Origin of the sequence: Pseudomonas sp. GD03842 (assembly GCF_029841165.1) — a bacterium.
Taxonomy (GTDB): Bacteria; Pseudomonadota; Gammaproteobacteria; order Pseudomonadales; family Pseudomonadaceae; genus Aquipseudomonas.
Map to the genome: position 1 here is coordinate 235,587 of NZ_JAOCEA010000004.1, position 19,356 is coordinate 254,942.

20 protein-coding genes and 1 other RNA gene are annotated in these 19,356 nt (G+C 59.2%); 14 read left to right on the forward strand and 7 right to left on the reverse strand.

What is annotated here, in order from left to right:
- Nucleotides 1–408: 408 nt before the first annotated feature.
- Nucleotides 409–846, reverse strand: coding sequence for a DUF1043 family protein (locus N5D61_RS08190; RefSeq protein ID WP_108236891.1), 438 nt, complete (start codon nt 844–846; stop codon nt 409–411).
- 145 nt (nt 847–991) lie between these two features.
- On the opposite strand from N5D61_RS08190, the gene N5D61_RS08195 reads away from it, so the two are divergent.
- The 3 genes from N5D61_RS08195 to zapE all read left to right on the forward strand — a co-directional run bounded on the left by N5D61_RS08195 (nt 992) and on the right by zapE (nt 4,153).
- Nucleotides 992–1,615, forward strand: a complete 624-nt coding sequence (locus tag N5D61_RS08195) for an alpha/beta fold hydrolase (protein WP_279892093.1) — start codon at nt 992–994, stop codon at nt 1,613–1,615.
- A gap of 30 nt (nt 1,616–1,645) precedes the next feature.
- Nucleotides 1,646–2,995: a tryptophan--tRNA ligase gene (locus tag N5D61_RS08200; protein WP_279891932.1), complete on the forward strand. Its 1,350-nt coding sequence runs from the start codon at nt 1,646–1,648 to the stop codon at nt 2,993–2,995.
- Nucleotides 2,996–3,058: 63 nt separating this feature from the next.
- A complete protein-coding gene (gene zapE, locus N5D61_RS08205; protein ID WP_108236894.1) occupies nt 3,059–4,153 on the forward strand; it encodes a cell division protein ZapE in 1,095 nt (364 codons plus the stop codon).
- Between the two features lie 501 nt (nt 4,154–4,654).
- On the opposite strand, the gene N5D61_RS08210 is transcribed toward zapE, so the two are convergent.
- On the reverse strand, nt 4,655–5,551 hold the full coding sequence (locus N5D61_RS08210) for a GlxA family transcriptional regulator (RefSeq protein ID WP_177411034.1): 897 nt from the start codon (nt 5,549–5,551) through the stop codon (nt 4,655–4,657).
- Between the two features lie 244 nt (nt 5,552–5,795).
- On the opposite strand from N5D61_RS08210, the gene N5D61_RS08215 reads away from it, so the two are divergent.
- Nucleotides 5,796–6,932 carry an acyl-CoA dehydrogenase family protein gene (locus tag N5D61_RS08215; protein ID WP_279891934.1) on the forward strand — a complete coding sequence of 379 codons (1,137 nt, stop codon included), beginning with the start codon at nt 5,796–5,798 and terminating at the stop codon, nt 6,930–6,932.
- 110 nt (nt 6,933–7,042) lie between these two features.
- Here N5D61_RS08215 and N5D61_RS08220 read toward each other — a convergent pair whose 3' ends face one another.
- A complete protein-coding gene (locus N5D61_RS08220; protein WP_279891936.1) occupies nt 7,043–8,080 on the reverse strand; it encodes an NADP(H)-dependent aldo-keto reductase in 1,038 nt (345 codons plus the stop codon).
- Nucleotides 8,081–8,320: 240 nt separating this feature from the next.
- Between N5D61_RS08220 and rplM the strand changes: the two genes are divergently transcribed.
- The 7 genes from rplM (at nt 8,321) to N5D61_RS08255 (ending at nt 13,340) form a co-directional block, all read left to right on the forward strand.
- Complete coding sequence (gene rplM, locus N5D61_RS08225; RefSeq protein WP_108236898.1) at nt 8,321–8,749, forward strand: 50S ribosomal protein L13; 429 nt, start codon at nt 8,321–8,323, stop codon at nt 8,747–8,749.
- A gap of 14 nt (nt 8,750–8,763) precedes the next feature.
- Complete coding sequence (gene rpsI / locus N5D61_RS08230) at nt 8,764–9,156, forward strand: 30S ribosomal protein S9 (RefSeq protein ID WP_108236899.1); 393 nt, start codon at nt 8,764–8,766, stop codon at nt 9,154–9,156.
- Nucleotides 9,157–9,418: 262 nt separating this feature from the next.
- On the forward strand, nt 9,419–10,012 hold the full coding sequence (petA, locus tag N5D61_RS08235; RefSeq protein WP_108236900.1) for a ubiquinol-cytochrome c reductase iron-sulfur subunit: 594 nt from the start codon (nt 9,419–9,421) through the stop codon (nt 10,010–10,012).
- Complete coding sequence (locus N5D61_RS08240) at nt 10,012–11,223, forward strand: cytochrome bc complex cytochrome b subunit (RefSeq protein WP_108236901.1); 1,212 nt, start codon at nt 10,012–10,014, stop codon at nt 11,221–11,223. The genes petA and N5D61_RS08240 overlap by 1 nt, the downstream gene beginning before the upstream one ends.
- Entirely contained in the window at nt 11,223–12,005 is a 783-nt protein-coding gene (locus tag N5D61_RS08245) for a cytochrome c1 (RefSeq protein ID WP_108236902.1), read from the forward strand. The genes N5D61_RS08240 and N5D61_RS08245 overlap by 1 nt, the downstream gene beginning before the upstream one ends.
- A 282-nt stretch (nt 12,006–12,287) precedes the next feature.
- The gene (locus tag N5D61_RS08250; RefSeq protein ID WP_108236903.1) at nt 12,288–12,905 is read left to right on the forward strand and encodes a glutathione S-transferase N-terminal domain-containing protein; all 618 of its coding nucleotides are present in this window, start codon (nt 12,288–12,290) and stop codon (nt 12,903–12,905) included.
- A gap of 18 nt (nt 12,906–12,923) precedes the next feature.
- Entirely contained in the window at nt 12,924–13,340 is a 417-nt protein-coding gene (locus tag N5D61_RS08255) for a ClpXP protease specificity-enhancing factor (RefSeq protein WP_108236904.1), read from the forward strand.
- A gap of 171 nt (nt 13,341–13,511) precedes the next feature.
- Here N5D61_RS08255 and N5D61_RS08260 read toward each other — a convergent pair whose 3' ends face one another.
- From N5D61_RS08260 to N5D61_RS08275, 4 genes are all read right to left on the reverse strand, one after another.
- Entirely contained in the window at nt 13,512–14,090 is a 579-nt protein-coding gene (locus tag N5D61_RS08260) for a BON domain-containing protein (protein WP_108236905.1), read from the reverse strand.
- A complete protein-coding gene (locus N5D61_RS08265; RefSeq protein WP_108236906.1) occupies nt 14,087–14,680 on the reverse strand; it encodes a phosphoheptose isomerase in 594 nt (197 codons plus the stop codon). The genes N5D61_RS08260 and N5D61_RS08265 overlap by 4 nt, the downstream gene beginning before the upstream one ends.
- Nucleotides 14,681–14,834: 154 nt before the next feature.
- Nucleotides 14,835–15,209, reverse strand: coding sequence for a YraN family protein (locus N5D61_RS08270; RefSeq protein WP_279891942.1), 375 nt, complete (start codon nt 15,207–15,209; stop codon nt 14,835–14,837).
- Nucleotides 15,206–17,020, reverse strand: coding sequence for a penicillin-binding protein activator (locus tag N5D61_RS08275; RefSeq protein WP_279891944.1), 1,815 nt, complete (start codon nt 17,018–17,020; stop codon nt 15,206–15,208). The genes N5D61_RS08270 and N5D61_RS08275 overlap by 4 nt, the downstream gene beginning before the upstream one ends.
- A 221-nt stretch (nt 17,021–17,241) precedes the next feature.
- On the opposite strand from N5D61_RS08275, the gene rsmI reads away from it, so the two are divergent.
- The 3 genes from rsmI to mraZ all read left to right on the forward strand — a co-directional run bounded on the left by rsmI (nt 17,242) and on the right by mraZ (nt 19,355).
- Nucleotides 17,242–18,147 (forward strand): 16S rRNA (cytidine(1402)-2'-O)-methyltransferase, encoded by a 906-nt coding sequence (gene rsmI / locus N5D61_RS08280; protein WP_279891946.1) that lies wholly within the window; start codon nt 17,242–17,244, stop codon nt 18,145–18,147.
- 87 nt (nt 18,148–18,234) lie between these two features.
- An RNA gene (gene rnpB, locus N5D61_RS08285) (RNase P RNA component class A) lies at nt 18,235–18,592 on the forward strand.
- 307 nt (nt 18,593–18,899) lie between these two features.
- Nucleotides 18,900–19,355 (forward strand): division/cell wall cluster transcriptional repressor MraZ, encoded by a 456-nt coding sequence (mraZ, locus tag N5D61_RS08290; protein WP_037017349.1) that lies wholly within the window; start codon nt 18,900–18,902, stop codon nt 19,353–19,355.
- Nucleotide 19,356 lies beyond the last annotated feature (1 nt).

The following is a 19,356-nucleotide window of genomic DNA, read 5'->3' on the forward strand; positions in this document are numbered from 1 at the left end:
TACTCAGGTTTTATTGCCGCTTCGCGCCAGATCGCGGGCAAGCGACGCTCCTACGCCCTTCGGGCAGAATCAGACGCTCATAAAACCGGCAAGGGCGAACGCCCCTCACAACGCCGGTCAAACGTGTGTTTCTCACATAACTGCTCCCACCGCGATTCATATGCCTGTTGTTCGGTGAGGTAGCAATTCTCGGTGCAGTCCGTGGATATGCAGCCAGTCAGTGCAATGCACAACGCGGCAGCCTTGATGAAGTTCATGATCCCTCCAGAAATACGAGGGGAGCTTAGGGCGGGCAACCTTGAGGTGATATCCGACGGCGTCTGACAGGCGTGTCGGGCATTTCTGAGGGGCACTAAAAAGCCCGCCCTTGAATGTCCCAAGGGCGGGCTTTTGCAGTCACTGGTGCGCTTACTTCTTCAAACCGTAATGCTCATCGAGCATGCCGGGTGTATTCGGCGCTTTAGGTGCGTAGTCCCGTGGAGGCTCGGCGGCAGTGCGTGGCGGTGTCAGGCGATCGCGAGGTGGCTGCAGGGCATCTGGGTGCAGAGCGGCCAGGAGACGTTGGCGAGTGATGTCGTCGGTGGCCAAGCGGTTGGCGCCCTCGGCGAGGTGTTCCTGAACGTCCTGATAGCTCTGGGAAAGCTTCTTGACCAGATTAGCCGTACTGTTGAAATGAGTGACCACCTCGTTCTGGTAGGTGTCGAAACGCTCCTGAACGTCATCCAGCTGGCGCTGAGTGCTGTTAGGCGCGGCATTGGGCAGCGCACGTGCCACGAAGAAACCGATGGCAACACCGGCAACCAGGGCAATCGTCGGCAGCAACCAAACTAAGAGCGAGTAATCCACGAGTCCTTCCTCTATAAACGGCTTTGCTTTACGTTAACGGCTCGAACCTGCGCTGTATAGCGGCGACGCGTCGCCGACATGCCAGCCACAGACAATCAGCTAGACGAGTCGACCCAATTGAAGGTCACGGAGTTCATTCTTGCTCATGCGTGAAACCCCCGTATTCATCGATGGCCCGGTGGGCCAACTCGAAGCCCTGTACCTCGATGTGGAGGAGGCCAAGGGCCTGGCACTGATCTGCCATCCTAACCCGGTCCAGGGCGGCACGATGCTCAATAAGGTCGTTTCGACCCTTCAACGCACCGCGCGTGACGCAGGATACATCACGCTGCGTTTCAACTATCGGGGCGTTGGAGAGAGCGCGGGCAGTTCGGACATGGGCCAGGGCGAAGTCGACGATGCAGAAGCCGCCGCTGTCTGGCTGCGTGAGAAGCACCCCGACCTGCCGATGACCCTGTTCGGTTTCTCGTTCGGTGGTTTTGTCGCCGCCACTCTCGGTGGTCGCCTTGAAGCCAAGGGGCAAGTGCTGAGTCATCTGTTCATGGTAGCGCCCGCGGTGATGCGTATCGCTGATCCGGGTTCGCTGCCCCAACAAGCGCCTTTGACGCTGATTCAGCCGGAAACCGACGAAGTCGTTGACCCACAACTCGTATATGCCTGGTCTGACGCACTCTCGCGCCCCCATGAGCTGCTGAAAGTGGCAGAATGCGGGCACTTTTTCCACGGCAAGCTGACCGATCTCAAGGATCTGGTCGTACCGCGCCTTTGAATCCGCCGCACCCAGAATAAGCGACCTGCCATGACCACTCGTATCCTGACCGGTATCACCACCACCGGTACGCCCCATTTGGGGAACTACGCCGGTGCCATTCGCCCGGCCATCGTCGCCAGCCGCCAGAGCGATGCCGATTCGTTCTACTTCCTGGCGGACTACCACGCGTTGATCAAATGCGACGACCCTCAGCGCATCCAGCGTTCGCGTCTGGAAATCGCCGCGACGTGGCTCGCCGCTGGCTTGGACGTGGACCGGGTGACCTTCTATCGCCAGTCCGACATTCCGGAAATCCCTGAGTTGACCTGGCTGCTGACCTGCGTCGCGGGCAAGGGCCTGCTCAATCGCGCCCACGCTTATAAGGCTTCCGTCGACAAGAACGTCGAAGCGGGAGAGGACCCGGATGCGGGCGTCACTATGGGGCTTTTCAGCTATCCCGTGCTGATGGCGGCGGACATCCTGATGTTCAACGCGGAGCAAGTGCCGGTCGGTCGTGACCAGATTCAGCACGTGGAGATGGCCCGCGACATCGGCCAGCGCTTCAACCACCTGTTCGGCCAGGGCAAAGCGTTTTTCGTCATGCCCGAAGCGCTGATCGAAGAGAGCGTGGCGACCCTTCCGGGCCTCGACGGTCGCAAGATGTCGAAGAGCTACGACAACACCATCCCTTTGTTCAGCAGTGCGAAAGCGATGAAGGAGGCGATTTCGCGCATCGTCACTGACTCCCGCCTGCCGGGCGAGCCCAAGGATCCGGACAATTCGCACCTGTTTACCTTGTATCAGGCTTTCGGCACTCAAGAGCAGACCCAGGCACTGCGCGCTGATCTGTTGCAAGGGCTGGGCTGGGGCGACGCCAAACAACGTCTGTTCCAGTTGCTCGACACGGAACTGGGAGAGGCGCGGGAGAACTACCATCGTCTGATTGAACGTCCGGCCGATCTCGAAGACATTCTGCTGGCCGGTGCCCAGAAGGCGCGTCGTATCGCCACTCCGTTCCTCGGTGAACTGCGTGAGGCCGTGGGCCTGCGCTCTTTCCGCGAGTCCACGCAAGCGGTCGCTGCGACGAAAAAGAAAGCCGTCAAAGGCGCGCGTTTCGTCAGCTTCCGCGAGGACGACGGCAGTTTCCGTTTCCGTCTGCTGGCCGCTGATGGCGAGCAACTGCTGCTGTCGCGGACTTTCGCCGATGGCAAGGCAGCGGGTGCCGTCACCAAGCAGTTGCAGCAAGGCGGCCCGCTGGACATCCGCAGCGAAGGCCAGGCCTTCACTGTCTGGCTGGACGGAGCCTGTGTCGCGGACAGTCCGTCCTATGCCGAGGCTACGGCCCGTGATGCGGCCATCGAGAGCCTGAGGCTGGCCTTGACGCCGCAGCAGGATTAATTGCCATTACAACGGGCCATCGCTACAGTGACGGCCCGTTTTTGTTACCTCGTTAACGAAATTATGACGCCTCTAGAAAGCTATCAGAACGACCTTAAGAAACCCGAGTTCTTCCATGACGCCGCGCAGGAAAATGCGGTGCGTCATCTGCAGCGTCTGTACGACGATCTGATCGCCGCCCATGAGAGCAAGCCCGGCCTGTTCGGCAAGCTGTTCGGCAAGAAGGACGCCACGTTGGTCAAAGGCCTGTATTTCTGGGGTGGGGTAGGCCGGGGCAAGACCTATCTGGTGGACACCTTCTTTGAGGCGCTGCCGTTCGAAGACAAGATGCGCACGCACTTCCACCGTTTCATGAAGCGTGTGCACGAGGAAATGAAGACCCTCAAGGGTGAGAAGGATCCGCTGAAGGCGATTGCCAAGCGCTTCGCTCAGGAAGCCCGAGTGATCTGCTTCGACGAGTTTTTCGTGTCCGATATCACCGATGCCATGATTCTCGGCACCTTGATGGAGGAACTCTTCAAGAACGGCGTGACCCTCGTGGCCACGTCGAACATCGTGCCGGACGGTCTGTACAAGGACGGCCTGCAGCGGGCTCGCTTCCTGCCAGCGATTGCGCTGATCAAGCAGAATACCGACATCGTCAACGTCGACAGCGGCGTGGACTACCGCTTGCGTCATCTGGAGCAGGCCGAGCTGTTCCACTTTCCACTGAACGAAGCTGCGCATGAAAGCTTGCGCAAAAGCTTTCGTGCCCTGACGCCAGAGTGCACCAAGGCCACCGAAAACGATGTGCTGATGATCGAGAACCGCCCGATCAAGGCGCTGCGTACCTGCGACGATGTGGCTTGGTTCGAGTTTCGCGAACTGTGCGACGGCCCGCGCAGCCAGAATGACTACATCGAGTTGGGCAAGATCTTCCACGCCGTTTTGCTCAGCGGCGTTGAGCAGATGAGTGTCACCACCGACGACGTCGCCCGTCGCTTCATCAACATGGTCGACGAGTTTTACGACCGCAACGTGAAGCTGATCATTTCGGCAGAAGTCGAGCTGAAGGATCTGTATGCCGGTGGCCGGTTGAACTTCGAATTCCAGCGCACGCTGAGCCGCTTGCTGGAGATGCAATCCCACGAGTTCCTGTCACGGGCGCACAAGCCGTAACCGCAGTCACCACCTGTAGGAGCGCGCTTGCCCGCGATCGCGATTGCTCAGTCAGAACAGGGTTGTCTGACACGCCGCTGTCGCGGGCAAGCGCGCTCCTACTGTCGATTTAGGCGGCCTGCTGGAATTGTTGCCGGTATTGATTGGGCGACAACTCCGTGTGCTGGCGGAGCAGCCGAGCGAACAAGTGACCTTGCGTGCGTCACCCCCTGTAGGAGCGCGCTTGCCCGCGATCGCGATCGCTCAGTCAGAACAGGGTTGCCTGACACGCCGCTGTCGCGGGCAAGCGCGCTCCTACAATCGATTTAGGCGGCCTGCTGGAATTGTTGCCGGTAGTGATTCGGCGACAGCTCGGTGTGTTGCCTGTACAGCCGAGCGAAGGAGTGACCTTGCGTGCGTCACCCCCTGTAGGAGCGCGCTTGCCCGCGACCGCGATCGCTCAGTCAGAACAAGGTTGTCTGACACGCCGCTGTCGCGGGCAAGCGCGCTCGTACAGTCGATTTAGGCGGCCTGCTGGAATTGTTGCCGGTATTGATTCGGCGACAGCTCGGTGTGTTGCCTGAACAGCCGAGCGAAGAAGCTCGCATCGTCATAGCCGACTTCGTAACTGATGGTCTTGATGCTCTTGCGCGACCCTGACAGCAGCCCTTTGGCGGTCTCGATCCGCAGCCGTTGCAGATAATGCAGCGGTTTATCACCCGTGGCGGTCTGGAAGCGACGCATGAAATTGCGGATGCTCATCCCGTGTTCGCGCGCCACGTCTTCGAAACGGAATTTGTCGGCGAAGTGCTGCTCGAGCCAATGTTGAATCTGCAGAATGATCACGTCCTGATGCAGTTTCTGGCCGCCGAAGCCCATGCGCCCTGGCGAATAGCTGCGCTGAACCTCGTAGAGAATGTCCCGCGCCACGGTTTGCGCCACGTTGGCGCCGCAAAAGCGTTCGATCAGATAGATATACAAGTCACAGGCTGAGATGCTGCCGCCGGCGCAGTACAGGTTGTCGGCGTCAGTCAGGTGTTTCTCTTGATTGAGCAGTACGTTTGGAAAGCGCTCGGCGAAGTCATTGAAGAAGCGCCAGTAGGTGGTCGCTTCCTTGCCGTCGAGCAAACCTGCCTCCGCCAGCCAGAACACACCGCTGGCTTCCCCGCAGAGTACGGCCCCCCGCGCATGCTGCTCGCGTAGCCAGGGCAGGATCTGCGGATACCGGGCGCGCAGCGTGTCGAAATTATCGACGAAGGCAGGAAGGATGATGATATCGGCGTTTTCCAGCGTACCGTCGACCGGCAGAATCACCTCGCTGAAGCTGCGGACCTGCTGGCCATCGGGGCTGACGAGCCGAGTTTCGAAGGCGGCTTTCAGGCCTTGGCCCAACTGCTTGCCATAGCGCAGGCTGGCCAGATGAAAGAAGTCTTTGGCCTGAGTCAGGGTCGAGGCGAAGATTCCATCGATCGCGAGGATGCTAACGCGCCGCAAGGGCACGGTGTGTTGAGTAGACATAATCTTTTGTTCTTATAAGGGAAAGTGGTCAAGCAACGGCGTGATCGTCTTATTTTTTGTCGGGTGTGTCCAGTGTCGTCGTCAAATCCCTCGGCTTACGCTCTGTCCGTGACGACCAGCCGATCCTTCCCCATAAGGTGTCCCCATGCTCCCAAGACCACTCTTCAGCCCGGAACACGAGCTTTTCCGCGACAGCGTCCGCAAATTTCTCGAGCAAGAGGCCGCGCCCTTTCATGCGCAATGGGAAAAGCAGGGGCATGTTGAGCGCAGCCTGTGGAACCGCGCTGGTGAACAAGGGATGTTGTGTTCCCACCTGCCCGAAGAATACGGCGGCATGGCGGCGGACTTTCTCTACACCACGGTCGTCATCGAAGAGATTTACCGACTGGGCCTGACCGGCATCGGTTTCTCCCTGCATTCGGACATCGTTGCGCCTTACATCCTGCATTACGGCGATGAGGCGCTTAAGCGCAAATACCTGCCGAGGATGGTCTCTGGCGAGTTGGTCTCCGCGATCGCCATGACTGAGCCGGGCGCGGGCTCTGACCTGCAGGGCGTGAAGACCACGGCCGTTCTGCAAGGGGACGAGTACGTCATCAATGGCTCAAAGACATTCATCACTAACGGGTTTCTCGCGGATCTGGTGATCGTCGTGGCTAAAACCGACCCCAACGCAGGCGCGAAGGGGACAAGCCTGTTTCTTGTGGAGGCGGGCACGCCGGGCTTCGAGAAGGGCAAGCGTCTGGAAAAGGTCGGGATGAAGGCGCAAGACACCTCCGAATTGTTCTTTCAAGATGTTCGGGTGCCGAAGGAGAACCTGTTGGGACAGGCAGGCATGGGCTTTGCCTATTTGATGCAGGAGCTGCCACAAGAGCGCCTGACCGTCGCCATTGGTGCCATTGCGTCGGCTGAAGCCGCGTTGCAATGGACACTGGATTACACCCGCGAGCGCAAGGCGTTTGGGCAGGCGATCGCTGATTTCCAGAACACTCGGTTCAAGCTGGCGGAGATCGCTACCGAAGTGCAGATCGGGCGTGTATTTATCGACCGCTGTCTGGCATTGCATTTAGAGGGCAAGCTGGATGTGCCGACGGCGGCGATGGCCAAATACTGGGCTACGGACCTGCAATGCAAGGTGCTGGACGAATGCGTGCAATTGCATGGCGGCTACGGCTTCATGTGGGAATACCCGATCGCACGGGCTTGGGCGGATGCGCGGGTGCAGCGGATTTATGCGGGCACCAACGAGATCATGAAAGAGATCATTGCCCGGTCGCTTTGAATCGAACGCTTGTAGGAGCGCGCTTGCCCGCGAATGGGGTGTGTCAGTCAATATCAACGTTTCAGACACATCGCAATCGCGGGCAAGCGCGCTCCTACAGGGGTTATGCGTTACGGAGCTGGGTTTGGTTGATCCTTGTGAATCGCCTCGATACCCGCCAACACCTCTTCGGACAACACCAAATCGGCGCTGGCCAGGTTGCTCTCCAGTTGCTCGAGCGTCGTCGCCCCGATGATGTTGCTGGTGACGAACGCACGGCCGGTGACGAACGCCAGCGCCATCTGCGCCGGATCCAGGCCATGCTCTCGGGCCAGTGCGACATAGCGGGCGCAGGCGGTTTCCGATTGCGGATTGAAGTAGCGGGTGAAGCGACTGTACAGGCTGAGTCGACCTTTGGGTGGGCGGGCACCGTCGGCGTACTTGCCGGACAGCAGTCCGAACGCCATCGGCGAGTACGCCAGCAGGCCGCATTGTTCGCGAATCGCCACTTCGGCCAGCCCCACCTCGAAGCTGCGGTTCAGCAGGTTGTAGGGGTTCTGGATGGACACCGGGCGTACCAGGCCGTGGGCCTCGGACTCGGCCAGGTATTTCATCGCGCCCCACGCGCTCTCGTTGGACAGACCCACATGGCGGATCTTCCCAGCCTTGACCTGCTCGTCCAGAGCTTCGAGGGTCTCGAGCAGCGGCGTGAACTGTTCCTCGCTGTGGGTATAACCCAGCTTGCCGAAGAAATTGGTGCTGCGCTCGGGCCAGTGCAGTTGGTAGAGATCGATGTAGTCGGTCTGCAAGCGCTTGAGGCTGGCATCGACGGCGGCAACGATATGCGCGCGGTTGAATTTCAGCGGCGCGTTGCGAATGTAGTCGATGCCGTTGCCCGGCCCGGCGATTTTGCTGGCGAGGATCCAGTCGGCGCGGTCGCCGCTTTTACTGAACCAGTTGCCGATGATGGTTTCGGTGCTGGCGTAGGTTTCTTTCTTGGGCGGGACAGGATACATCTCGGCGGTATCCATGAAGTTGATCCCGGCAGCCTTGGCTCGCTCAATCTGGGCGAAGGCTTCGGCCTGGGTATTCTGCTCGCCCCAGGTCATGGTGCCCAGGCAGATCGCGCTGACAGTGAGGTCGGTTCTGCCCAGTTGGCGGTAATCCATACAGCTCTCCCGATCAAAAGACCCATAAAAGCAGGTTGAAATTTTTTTCGCAATCTGCATAATTCCGCAGCTCTTCATCGTGGGAGTGATGCCCCGCGATACAAGACACCGCTGCGATCGAACGCGCTGACCCGAGCCCCCTATAGCGTTCGTGCCCGGCGGCCTTTGACTTGTCAAAGACCGTACTAACGAGTATGCTCCGCCGTCTATTTTTTCAGGCGGCCTTTGAGGCTATAAAGAATGAAAACTTTTACCGCTAAACCGGAAACAGTAAAGCGCGACTGGTACGTCGTCGACGCTGCTGGCCAGACCCTGGGTCGTTTGGCCACTGAAATCGCGAGCCGTCTGCGTGGCAAGCACAAGCCGGAATATACTCCGCACGTCGACACTGGCGACTACATCGTCGTGATCAACGCTGAGCAAATCCGTGTCACTGGCGCCAAGACCTCCGACAAGATCTACTACTCTCACTCCGGTTTCCCGGGCGGGATCAAGTCGATCAACTTTGAAAAGCTGATCGCCAAAGCTCCTGAGCGCGTGATCGAGACCGCGGTCAAAGGCATGCTGCCTAAGAACCCGCTGGGTCGCGACATGTATCGTAAGCTGAAAGTCTATGCGGGCGCTGCTCACCCTCATACTGCTCAGCAGCCCCAAGAACTGAAGTTTTAACGGAATAGTTCATTATGTCGGCGACTCAAAATTACGGCACTGGCCGTCGCAAGACCGCAACCGCACGCGTTTTCCTGCGTCCGGGCACCGGTAACATCTCCATCAACAACCGCTCGCTGGACACGTTCTTCGGCCGCGAAACCGCCCGCATGGTGGTTCGTCAGCCTCTGGAACTGACCGAGACCGTTGAAAAATTCGACATCTACGTCACCGTTATCGGCGGCGGTGTAAGTGGTCAGGCTGGCGCAATTCGCCACGGTATCACCCGCGCTCTGATGTCCTACGACGAAACCCTGCGCAGCGCATTGCGCAAAGCAGGCTACGTCACTCGCGATGCTCGCGAAGTTGAACGTAAGAAAGTCGGTCTGCGTAAAGCGCGTAAGCGTCCGCAGTACTCGAAGCGTTAATTCGCTTTCGTTCAAAAAGAACGCTCAGTTCCCTGTGGGAACTGGGCGTTTTTTTATGGGCGTCTATTATTGGTGATGACGACGTGGATCACCCGCGGATGCCTCGATCTTCATGGCTTCCCAGTTTTCGCCAAACGGCAGTCTCCTAGAAGGATCAGGGGTGCTCCGATTGCCCTTGGCAGGATGCATCGACAGCTAGAAAAATAATTCGAAAAGGGCGCCTGGCTTACCGGGCATCCAACAGCTGATGGGAGAGGGCGTAATGAGCAATGACGGCGTGAACGCAGGCCGGCGTCGCTTCCTTGTCGCTGCCACTTCGGTGGTCGGTGCTGCAGGGGCGGTCGGTGCTGCGGTTCCGTTCGTAGGGTCCTGGTTTCCCAGTGCCAAAGCCAAGGCCGCTGGCGCCCCCGTCAAGGTCAACATCAGCAAGATCGAGCCCGGCCAACAGATCATCGCCGAGTGGCGTGGCCAACCGGTGTTCATTGTTCACCGCACACCGGAAATCCTCACCAATTTAGGCAAGATCACCGCTCAGCTTTCCGATCCCGAGTCCAAGAACTCCACTCAGCCTGCGTACGTCGATCCTGTGGTCCGTTCGATCAAGCCCGAGATGCTGCTGTTGATCGGGATCTGTACCCACCTGGGTTGTTCGCCCACCTTCCGTCCGGAAGTAGCCCCGGCGGACTTGGGAAAGGATTGGGTGGGGGGCTATTTCTGTCCCTGTCACGGCTCCCACTACGACTTGGCCGGCCGCGTCTACAAGGCCCAACCCGCACCCTTAAACCTGCCAGTACCGCCCCATTCCTATGAGTCGGACTCGGTCATCGTCATTGGTGTCGACCAGGAGAAAGCGTGATGAGCAAGCTCATGGACTGGATTGATGCACGTTTCCCTGCCACTTCCCTGTGGGAAGACCACCTGAGCAAGTACTACGCCCCCAAGAACTTCAACTTTTTCTATTTCTTCGGCTCGCTCGCGCTATTGGTATTGGTCAACCAGATTGTCACCGGCATCTGGTTGACGATGAGCTACACCCCTTCGGCGGAAGAAGCGTTCGCGTCCGTCGAATACATCATGCGTGACGTGGAATACGGTTCGATCCTGCGCTTGCTGCATTCCACGGGCGCGTCGGCGTTCTTCATCGTCGTTTATCTGCATATGTTTCGCGGACTGCTCTACGGCTCGTACCAGAAGCCACGGGAACTGGTCTGGATCTTCGGGATGCTGATTTACCTGGCGCTCATGGCGGAGGCCTTCATGGGGTATCTCTTGCCTTGGGGGCAGATGTCGTACTGGGGCGCGCAGGTGATCATTTCGCTGTTCGGGGCCATTCCGGTCATTGGCAATGACCTCACCCAATGGATACGTGGCGACTATCTGATTTCGGGCATTACTTTGAACCGCTTCTTCGCGCTGCACGTCGTGGCGCTGCCCATCGTGATCCTCGGGCTGGTGGTGCTGCACATCCTGGCGCTTCACGAAGTCGGATCGAACAACCCGGATGGCGTGGACATCAAGAAGCTCAAGGATGAGAACGGCAAACCGCTGGATGGCATTGCGTTTCACCCGTACTACACAGTCAAGGACATCGTCGGTGTGGTCGTGTTTCTGTTCATCTTCTGTTCCATTGTGTTTTTCTTTCCGGAGATGGGCGGTTATTTCCTGGAAAAGCCCAATTTCGAACAAGCCAACGCATTCAAGACGCCGGAACACATCGCCCCTGTCTGGTACTTCACTCCGTTCTACGCCATCTTGCGTGCGATCCCTGACAAACTCATGGGCGTCATGGCGATGGGGGCCGCCATTGCAGTGCTGTTCGTGCTGCCATGGCTGGATCGCAGTCCGGTCAAGTCCATGCGCTATAAAGGTTGGCTGAGCCGAGTCTGGTTGATGTTGTTCTGCGTGGCGTTCGTGACCCTGGGGGTGCTGGGCGTGCTGCCGCCCAGCCCAGGCCGAGCGTTGCTGTCACAGGTGTGCACGTTCCTCTACTTCGGCTACTTCATCCTGATGCCGTTCTATACGCGCATGGAGAAGACAAAACCGGTACCGGAAAGGGTGACGGGCTGATGAAAAGACTATGGGCGGTACTCCTCCTGGTAGCGCTACCGGTGCTGGCCTTCGCCGAAGAGCATGGCGGGCCTGAGCTCGAAAGTGTGGATATCGATGTCTCCGACAAGGTGGCGATGCAAGACGGGGCGCGGACGTTCGTCAACTATTGCATGGGCTGTCATGGCGCTAAATTTCAACGCTATGAGCGGGTGGCGGACGATCTGGGGATTCCCCACGATCTGATGCTCGAGAAACTGGTGTTCACGGGGGCGAAGATCGGGGACCACATGGTCACCGGCATGCAGCCTGCCGAGGCCAAGGTCTGGTTCGGCGCCGCGCCGCCCGATCTGACGTTGGTCGCCCGTGTGCGTGGCACTGACTGGCTGTATGGGTATTTGCGTTCGTTCTACGAAGACCCTGCCCGCCCCTGGGGCGTGAACAACACGGTCTTTCCGAACGTCGGCATGCCTAACGTCCTCGTCGGGCTGCAGGGGCGTCAGGTTATCGGCTGCAAGCAGATTCAACGCGTCGAGGGGGGCAAGAAGCAGTACGACCCCCTGACCGGCAGTCCTCTGACCCATGAAGCCTGTGACCAATTGACCATCGTGCCTAAGACCGGCACGTTGACCGAGGAGCAATTCGACGAAAAGGTGAAGAATCTCGTGACGTTCCTCGCCTACTCGGCGAACCCGGTCAAATTGCAGCATCAGCGCATCGGTACCTATGTGCTGTTGTACCTGGCGGTGCTGTTCATCTTCGCTTATCTCCTCAAGCGCGAGTACTGGAAGGATGTGCACTGAGCCACTGGCTTGAAGCAGTGCCTGCTTTCGATCGTGGCTGGGTCAGCGCCGAACGCGCATTGGCACGCGCGTATCCTTCACGGGCCCAGCTATGAAGCGTCGGATTCGGGTAATGACCACAGACCGGGTATAGTGGCGGGCGAAAGATTGCAGAATTTGCAGGGCATAAATGCGCTATCTTGTCGCCCGCGATGAACACCCCCTTATGGATAACGCCGCAGGCGTCGTTCGGGCGCGTTCGTTTTTCTGCTTCTGCCTATTTGACAAGCGAGGAGGATCGCCATGGGCGTGACCAACCGGTTGGCCTGTTACTCCGACCCCGCCGACCACTATTCCCACCGCGTGCGCATCGTGCTCGCCGAGAAGGGTGTCAGCGCCGAGATCATCGATGTCGTTGGAGGCCAGCCCTCCGCCAGGCTGATCGAGGTAAACCCTTACGGCACAGTACCCACGCTGGTCGATCGTGACCTGGCTCTCTACGAATCGACGGTGGTCATGGAATATCTGGATGAGCGCTATCCGCATCCGCCTTTACTGCCGGTTTACCCTGTGGCCCGAGCCAACAGCCGTCTGCTGATGCACCGCATTCAGCGCGACTGGTGTGCTTTGGTGGATGTCATTCTGGATTCGCGCACCAAAGAGGCCTCGCGTGCCCAGGCGCGCAAGGAATTGCGCGAAAGTCTGACCGGCGTCTCGCCACTGTTTGCGGAAAAGCCTTTTTTCCTCAGTGACGAGCAAAGTCTGGTCGACTGCTGTCTACTGCCCATACTCTGGCGTCTGCCGGTTCTGGGTATCGAATTGCCGCGGCCCGCCAAGCCGCTGCTTGATTATATGGAGCGCCAGTTCGCGCGTGAGGCATTTCAGGCAAGCTTGTCTGCTGCCGAACGCGACATGCGCTAAGGCTTAAGGAACCGTTCGATGAATTCCAGTCGCCCCTACTTGATCCGCGCTCTTTACGAGTGGATCGTGGACAACGATTGCACGCCACACATCCTGGTCAATGCCGAATATCCGGCCGTCCAGGTTCCCCAGGGCTTCGCCAATGATGGGCAGATTGTCCTCAACATTTCGCCGAGCGCTGTGCGTCATTTGCATATGGACAACGACGCCGTGAGTTTCGAAGGCCGCTTCGGCGGCGTTCCCCATAGTCTCTACGTGCCGGTTGCGGCGGTCATGGGCATCTATGCTCGGGAAAATGGCCAAGGCATGGTTTTCGACCTGGAGCCGGCAGTCGACGACGATGAGGATCTGGATGTCGAGGACGATGACATGCCGCCACCTGATGACGAGCCGCCGCGCCCCAGCGGTCGGCCGAGTCTGAAAGTGGTCAAGTGATCTTTCGGCAGTAACGAAAAAGGCGATCCGGGTGGATCGCCTTTTTTGTGCTGCAGAAAAACCCGTTGTAGGAGTGCGCTTGCCCGCGAATACGTATCTACAGCCGCAGCGGATGTGTCGGACGCCATGAGCCCATCTCGGGTAAGGGCGCTCCTACAAGCTCGACCCGTGTCAGTCGATGTACTCGAACAGCTTCACGATTTTCTGCACGCCACTCACGCCCTGGACCAGATTGGTAGCGCGGTTGGCTTCCGCCTGGGTCAGCAGGCCCAACAGGTACACGATCCCGTTCTCGGTCACCACCTTGATGCGCGAGCCGGGAATGGCGCTGTCGGTCAGCATTTCGGTCTTGATCTTGCTGGTCAGCCAGGCGTCGTTACTGCGGGCGAGCAGGGAAGAGGGCTCGATGACCTGCAGCTCGTTGTTGACCTTCTTGACCTTCTGCACTTGGCTGGCGGTCTGTTCCGCGAGTTGCTTGAGGTCGGCGCGAGGCGTTTGGCCTGCCAGCAGGACGATGCCATTGAAGCTGGTCACGACGATGTGCGAAGCGTTATCCAGGTCGGGACTGGCTTTGGCGATATTGACCGCCACCTTGGTTTCGATCAGCGAGTCGTCGATCTTGCTGCCCAATGTGCGGGTACCGCGATCATCCTCGATCGGCGCTTCGCGGCTGACATTGACCACTGAGCTGCATCCGCTGAGACCCAGGCAAAGGGTCAGGGCCACCAGGCTGAGGCGTGTGGATATCATTCTTCACTCCCGAAAATTTGGCTGTCGATCAAGTAGCACAAGCAGTGGATCACCAACAGGTGGACCTCCTGAATGCGTGCGGTGACTTCGGCCGGAACACGGATTTCCACGTCTTCCGGCAGCAGCAGCGACGCCACGTCGCCGCCGTCGCGCCCGGTCAGAGCCACGACGATCATTTCCCGGTCATGGGCGGCCTGAATGGCTTGGATGATGTTGGCGGAGTTGCCACTGGTGGAGATCGCCAGAAGGACATCGTTGGGCTGGCCGAGGGCGCGAATCTGCTTGGAAAAAATCTCGTTGTAACTGTAGTCGTTGGCGATTGAGGTGATCGTCGAAGTGTCTGTGGTCAGTGCGATGGCGGGCAGGCTCGGACGCTCGCGTTCGAAGCGGTTCAGCAGTTCGGACGAGAAGTGCTGAGCGTCTCCCGCCGAACCGCCGTTGCCGCAGGCGAGAATCTTGCGCTCGGTAAGCAGAGCGTCGACCATGACCTGGCTGGCTTGCTCGATGTAAGGTGCAAGAACGTCCATCGCCTGTTGCTTGGTATCGATGCTGGCCTGAAAAAGCTGGCGAATTCGGGATTGCATGTCCATCTATGAAAACCTTAATAGGGGCGGCTGGGCGGTGGGCGTCTGAATCAGGTCAGCGGCCTCCCGGCACAAAACTGTGCAGCCCGCAAAGCAAAGAGCAAAAAACGGTGTGAATGAGGTGTCCGGAAAAGCGCGCCGCTTGTGCATTCACTGGGGTTTAGCCTTCGAACGCATGTTGCAGCCAGTTCAGAGCAGGGGCCGCGCCTGGGTCGCCGTTGATCGCCACGACATCGAAACGGCAGGGGAAATCGGACCATTTCAGATTGCTCTGCAGAAACCATTGCGCGGCCAGGATGAGTTTTTCCTGCTTGCGAAAATCGACGCTCTCCAGTGCGCCGCCCCATCCGGCATGGCGCCTATAGCGAACTTCGACGAATACTACTGTATCGCCGTCGAGCATGACCAGATCAAGCTCGCCGCGTTTGCATGACCAGTTCTGCGCGATGAGCTGCAATCCATGCTGCTGTAGGTGACGCAGGGCATAGGCTTCCGCCATTTGCCCTGCGGTCGGTCGCGCCGGGTCCGTGGTCAAGGAGCCGTATCCGGCAGGCGCTGGACCTTGCCATCGACAAACTGAGCCCATGGCAATTGACGCTCGATACGCTGGCCCTGACCGATGGCCAGGCTCCCCGACAGGCCGTCGATGCGGCTTTCCGGAAGGGTCTTGAGTTGAGTCAGGCGCGGCGCGAGACGGTAGGCGTCGATGCCCATGGCATACAGACGACCCAGGCTGCCGGCGGCCTGCGGCCACTGATTGGTGACCTGCTGGCGCAGCGGGTCGGCCGCATTCAGCAGCCAAGGCGTTTCACAGAAGCGCACGCCAGCCAAGTCGTTGTACATGGCTTGGTCGCCGCTGTTGGTGAACAGATGGGAAGTGGCGTAGACCGGTACATCGCCCGCGTACTGGAAGACCATCGTCGGTTTGATCTGCTGCGCTTGCTGCGGAGTGGCAGCCAGGAACATGAAATCGACGTCCTGACGGCGCGAGGGCTGAGCGGCCATTTGAGCGCCAGTGGTGCTCTGCAGGCGCTGGGCGCGGCCTTCGCTGTTACGCAACTGGAACAGGTCCGCCACTTGTTGGGCCAGCGCAACGGGTTGGTCGATACGCTCGACGCCCAGCAGCGTCCCGCCCTTGGCTTGCCAGCTTTGACGGAAGGCTTCAAGTACGCGGTCGCCCCATTCGCCTTTCGGCACCATGGCCACTGCGCTGCGTTTGCCGTCCGCCCAGGCGCGGCGAGACACTTCGCGAGCTTCGTCTTCCGCCGCCAAGCCGAACTGGAACAGCTCCGCCGGGCCTTGGGTGGTCACATCGCTGTAGTTCAACGCCAGCGTGGTGATCGGCAACTGCGGGTGCGCGCTGAGTTGCTTGACCAGCGGCTTCTCCAACGGACCGACAACCATTTGCGCGCCTGCGGCCTTGGCCTGAGCGTAGAAGGCATCCATGGATGTCACGCGGGAGCTGTCGAAGACCTCAATGGCAGGCGACGGCTGACCAGCCTGCTGTGCTTGATAATGCGCAGCCATGAAGCCGTCGCGCAGGGCGCGTGCGACCGAGGCGAGCGGGCCATCCTGCGGCAGCAGCAGGGCAATCTTGGTCAGTGGCTGGCTTTTCAGCTCCCGCAGTTGAGCGAGAGAGGTAGGCAGTTGGCGGGCAGCAGGGTGCTGCGGGTTCTGCGCTTTCCAGTTGTCGATGGCAGCCTGCTGCTGCTCCAGCGTACCGGCGCCTTTGACAGCACGTGCGAGGCTCAGCCAGCCCCCCATGTCGTCATTTGCGGTGCTTTGCAGTTGTTCCGGCGGCAGGGCGGCGACCAGCGTCCAGATGGCATCGTTGTTGGCGGTCAGAGCATCGCCTTGCAGGAGCGGGCCCATGAAGACTCGTTCGCTGGCAGCGGCAAGCGGTTGGCCATCGGCCTCGAAAGCGCGGGCGCGTGCCGTGTGAGCTCGGGTCTGCAAGTCCACGGGCATTTCGCCCAGGTGCTGCATGCTGGAATGGTTGAGCGCTGTCAGCGCCGCCTTGGGCTGGCTGCGCCCGAGCGCAAGTTCAGCGGACAAGGTATTGGCGTAGATTTGCTTGTCGGTCTTGAGCTGATCGATCTGGACCTGCTCCAGGATGCTGGCCGCGCGGCTCGGATTGTTCTGGCGCGCGGCCAGATCCGCAGCCGTCAGGCGCAGTAGCGCGGCCTGGTCCGGTGTCTTGGCGGCGGCAGCCTGTTCAAGCAGTTGCTCGATACTGGCATCCGGCGTGCGGGGCAGCTCGCCCAGACTCGAAGAGGGTGAACTGGCACAGGCCGCCAACAGGGCAGCCAGGCAGAGGGCAGAGAACAGCCGCAGGCAAGCGATCATGTATATGTCCTGGTACTCAAGCAAATAAGCGTGGAATTGTACCCAAGCGCTGGCCGGGGTGCGATGTCGTAGACGTTAAACCCCAGATATTGGCCCGCTCGCGCATGGAGTGGGCTGCTCGGTCAATGATTTGTCCTGGCCTGGGCACACGGCCCTGAGACCGGGGCGAGTCGTTCGCTTCATTCGTCAATCTCCCTGTTTGTTTCGCCTTAACCTGTACAATGCAGGCTTTGACCGACCATGAGGTGTCCGCTTTGACTGCTCCGGGTGTTTCGAATTCCACTGCAGGCTCGCTTTATGTGGTGGCCACGCCAATTGGCAACCTGGATGACATGAGCGTGCGCGCCTTGAAGGTGTTGCGTGAAGTTTCGTTGATCGCTGCTGAAGATACCCGGCATTCGTTGCGGCTGATGCAGCATTTCGGCATTTCCACTCCGCTGGCGGCGTGTCACGAACACAACGAGCGCGATGAGGGCAGCCGATTCATCGCTCGTTTGCAGGCCGGAGACAACGTGGCCTTGATTTCCGATGCGGGCACACCGCTGATTTCCGATCCGGGTTATCACCTGGTGCGTCAAGCGCGGGCGGCGGGGGTTCAGGTCATTCCCGTTCCGGGGGCCTGCGCGCTGATCGCAGCATTGTCCGCCGCCGGGCTGCCGTCCGATCGTTTCATTTTCGAAGGCTTTCTTCCGGCCAAGTCGGTCGGCCGCAAGGCGCGACTCGAACTGCTCAGGGAGGAGCCGCGCACAGTCATCTTTTATGAAGCGCCTCACCGCATTCTGGAATGCCTTCAGGATATGGAAGCGATCTTCGGCGCTGATCGGCCGGCTGTGCTGGGGCGTGAGTTGACCAAGACCTTTGAAACCCTGAAGGGGTTGCCGCTGGGTGAGCTGCGCGAATTCGTCGAGCGCGACAGCAACCAGCAGCGCGGTGAGTGCGTGGTGCTGGTGGCAGGGTGGAGTGAGCCTGAAGGTGAAGATGCAGTGGGTGCCGAAGCGCGGCGCGTGCTGGACCTGCTCCTGGGGGAAATGCCGCTCAAGCGCGCGGCGGCACTGGCCGCCGAGATCACCGGTGTGCGCAAGAATCTGCTTTATCAAGTAGCGCTTGAGAGGCAGAAAGGCGAGTGACAGTGGCTCCTCAGCCGGTCGTTTAAATGGCCGGAAGGCTGATTAAAGCTTGTTCTGGAGCCCGTCAGTCAGTACCCTTGGCGGCGGAGAGTCGATTGGACAGTCGCTGCTTTTCATTGTTCCGCAATGAAAGGGGGAGGAAAGTCCGGGCTCCATAGGGCGGAGTGCCAGGTAACGCCTGGGGGGCGCGAGCCTACGGAAAGTGCCACAGAAAACAACCGCCTAAGCACTTCGGTGCCGGTAAGGGTGAAAAGGTGCGGTAAGAGCGCACCGCACGGCTGGCAACAGTGCGTGGCTAGGTAAACCCCACTCGGAGCAAGACCAAATAGGGTTCCAAGGCGTGGCCCGCGCTGGAACCGGGTAGGTTGCTAAAGATGTCCAGTGATGGCCATCGTAGAGGAATGACTGTCCTCGACAGAACCCGGCTTACAGATCGACTCTCCACCTCTTCCCACCTCGCATTTCCCTCGTAATACCCCTCGTCGTAAATATCGAAAAAAGTCAGAACCTGAGAAAGCACTTTAACTTCGAGCCTCATGCTTTTGAGTTTCTTCGGGTTTATCCGAAGGAGCGCTCCGTTTTTTCTTAAAACTCCTCTATGACGTCGCGTAAATCTCCGTCCTGTAAGGCTTTTCCTTAAGAAGTTGCCTTGACGGTGTGGTGGGCGGATTCCTATAGTGTGCGCAAGTGGCGGAAAGTGGCGTGAAGTGGGTTTTTTGAGCGCAAAAAGATAATATTCGGAGAAAGCGCCTGTGTTCCGTGGTGCAAATGCAATCAATCTCGACGCAAAGGGCCGTCTCGCTATGCCGAGCCGGTACCGTGACGAGCTCGATTCGCGTAGCGCCGGCCAATTGATCGTCACCATTGATACCGTCGACCCCTGCTTGTGCATCTATCCGCTCCCGGAATGGGAACTGATTGAGGCCAAGTTGCGTGAGCTCGCGACATTTCGCGAAGAGAACCGCCGTTTACAGCGGTTGCTGATCGGCAATGCGGTTGATCTGGAACTCGATGGCAGCGGTCGTTTCCTGGTGCCACCCCGTTTGCGTGAGTACGCCAAGCTCGATAAGCGAGTCATGCTGGTAGGCCAGCTGAACAAGTTTCAATTGTGGGATGAGGACGCCTGGAACGCGCTGGCTGATGCGGACCTGGCGGCCATTCAAAAACCGGGCGCGATGCCTGATGAACTGCGTGATCTGATTCTGTGAC

Coding starts and splice junctions, on each gene's coding strand:
- N5D61_RS08250 (WP_108236903.1), top strand. CDS start 12,288: ATGGGCGTGACCAACCGGTTGGCCTGTTACTCCGACCCCGCCGACCAC.
- N5D61_RS08275 (WP_279891944.1), bottom strand. CDS start 17,020: ATGATCGCTTGCCTGCGGCTGTTCTCTGCCCTCTGCCTGGCTGCCCTG.
- rplM (WP_108236898.1), top strand. CDS start 8,321: ATGAAAACTTTTACCGCTAAACCGGAAACAGTAAAGCGCGACTGGTAC.
- N5D61_RS08265 (WP_108236906.1), bottom strand. CDS start 14,680: ATGGACATGCAATCCCGAATTCGCCAGCTTTTTCAGGCCAGCATCGAT.
- N5D61_RS08245 (WP_108236902.1), top strand. CDS start 11,223: ATGAAAAGACTATGGGCGGTACTCCTCCTGGTAGCGCTACCGGTGCTG.
- N5D61_RS08200 (WP_279891932.1), top strand. CDS start 1,646: ATGACCACTCGTATCCTGACCGGTATCACCACCACCGGTACGCCCCAT.
- petA (WP_108236900.1), top strand. CDS start 9,419: ATGAGCAATGACGGCGTGAACGCAGGCCGGCGTCGCTTCCTTGTCGCT.
- N5D61_RS08195 (WP_279892093.1), top strand. CDS start 992: ATGCGTGAAACCCCCGTATTCATCGATGGCCCGGTGGGCCAACTCGAA.
- zapE (WP_108236894.1), top strand. CDS start 3,059: ATGACGCCTCTAGAAAGCTATCAGAACGACCTTAAGAAACCCGAGTTC.
- N5D61_RS08220 (WP_279891936.1), bottom strand. CDS start 8,080: ATGGATTACCGCCAACTGGGCAGAACCGACCTCACTGTCAGCGCGATC.
- N5D61_RS08240 (WP_108236901.1), top strand. CDS start 10,012: ATGAGCAAGCTCATGGACTGGATTGATGCACGTTTCCCTGCCACTTCC.
- N5D61_RS08255 (WP_108236904.1), top strand. CDS start 12,924: ATGAATTCCAGTCGCCCCTACTTGATCCGCGCTCTTTACGAGTGGATC.
- rsmI (WP_279891946.1), top strand. CDS start 17,242: ATGCAGGCTTTGACCGACCATGAGGTGTCCGCTTTGACTGCTCCGGGT.
- rpsI (WP_108236899.1), top strand. CDS start 8,764: ATGTCGGCGACTCAAAATTACGGCACTGGCCGTCGCAAGACCGCAACC.
- N5D61_RS08215 (WP_279891934.1), top strand. CDS start 5,796: ATGCTCCCAAGACCACTCTTCAGCCCGGAACACGAGCTTTTCCGCGAC.
- N5D61_RS08260 (WP_108236905.1), bottom strand. CDS start 14,090: ATGATATCCACACGCCTCAGCCTGGTGGCCCTGACCCTTTGCCTGGGT.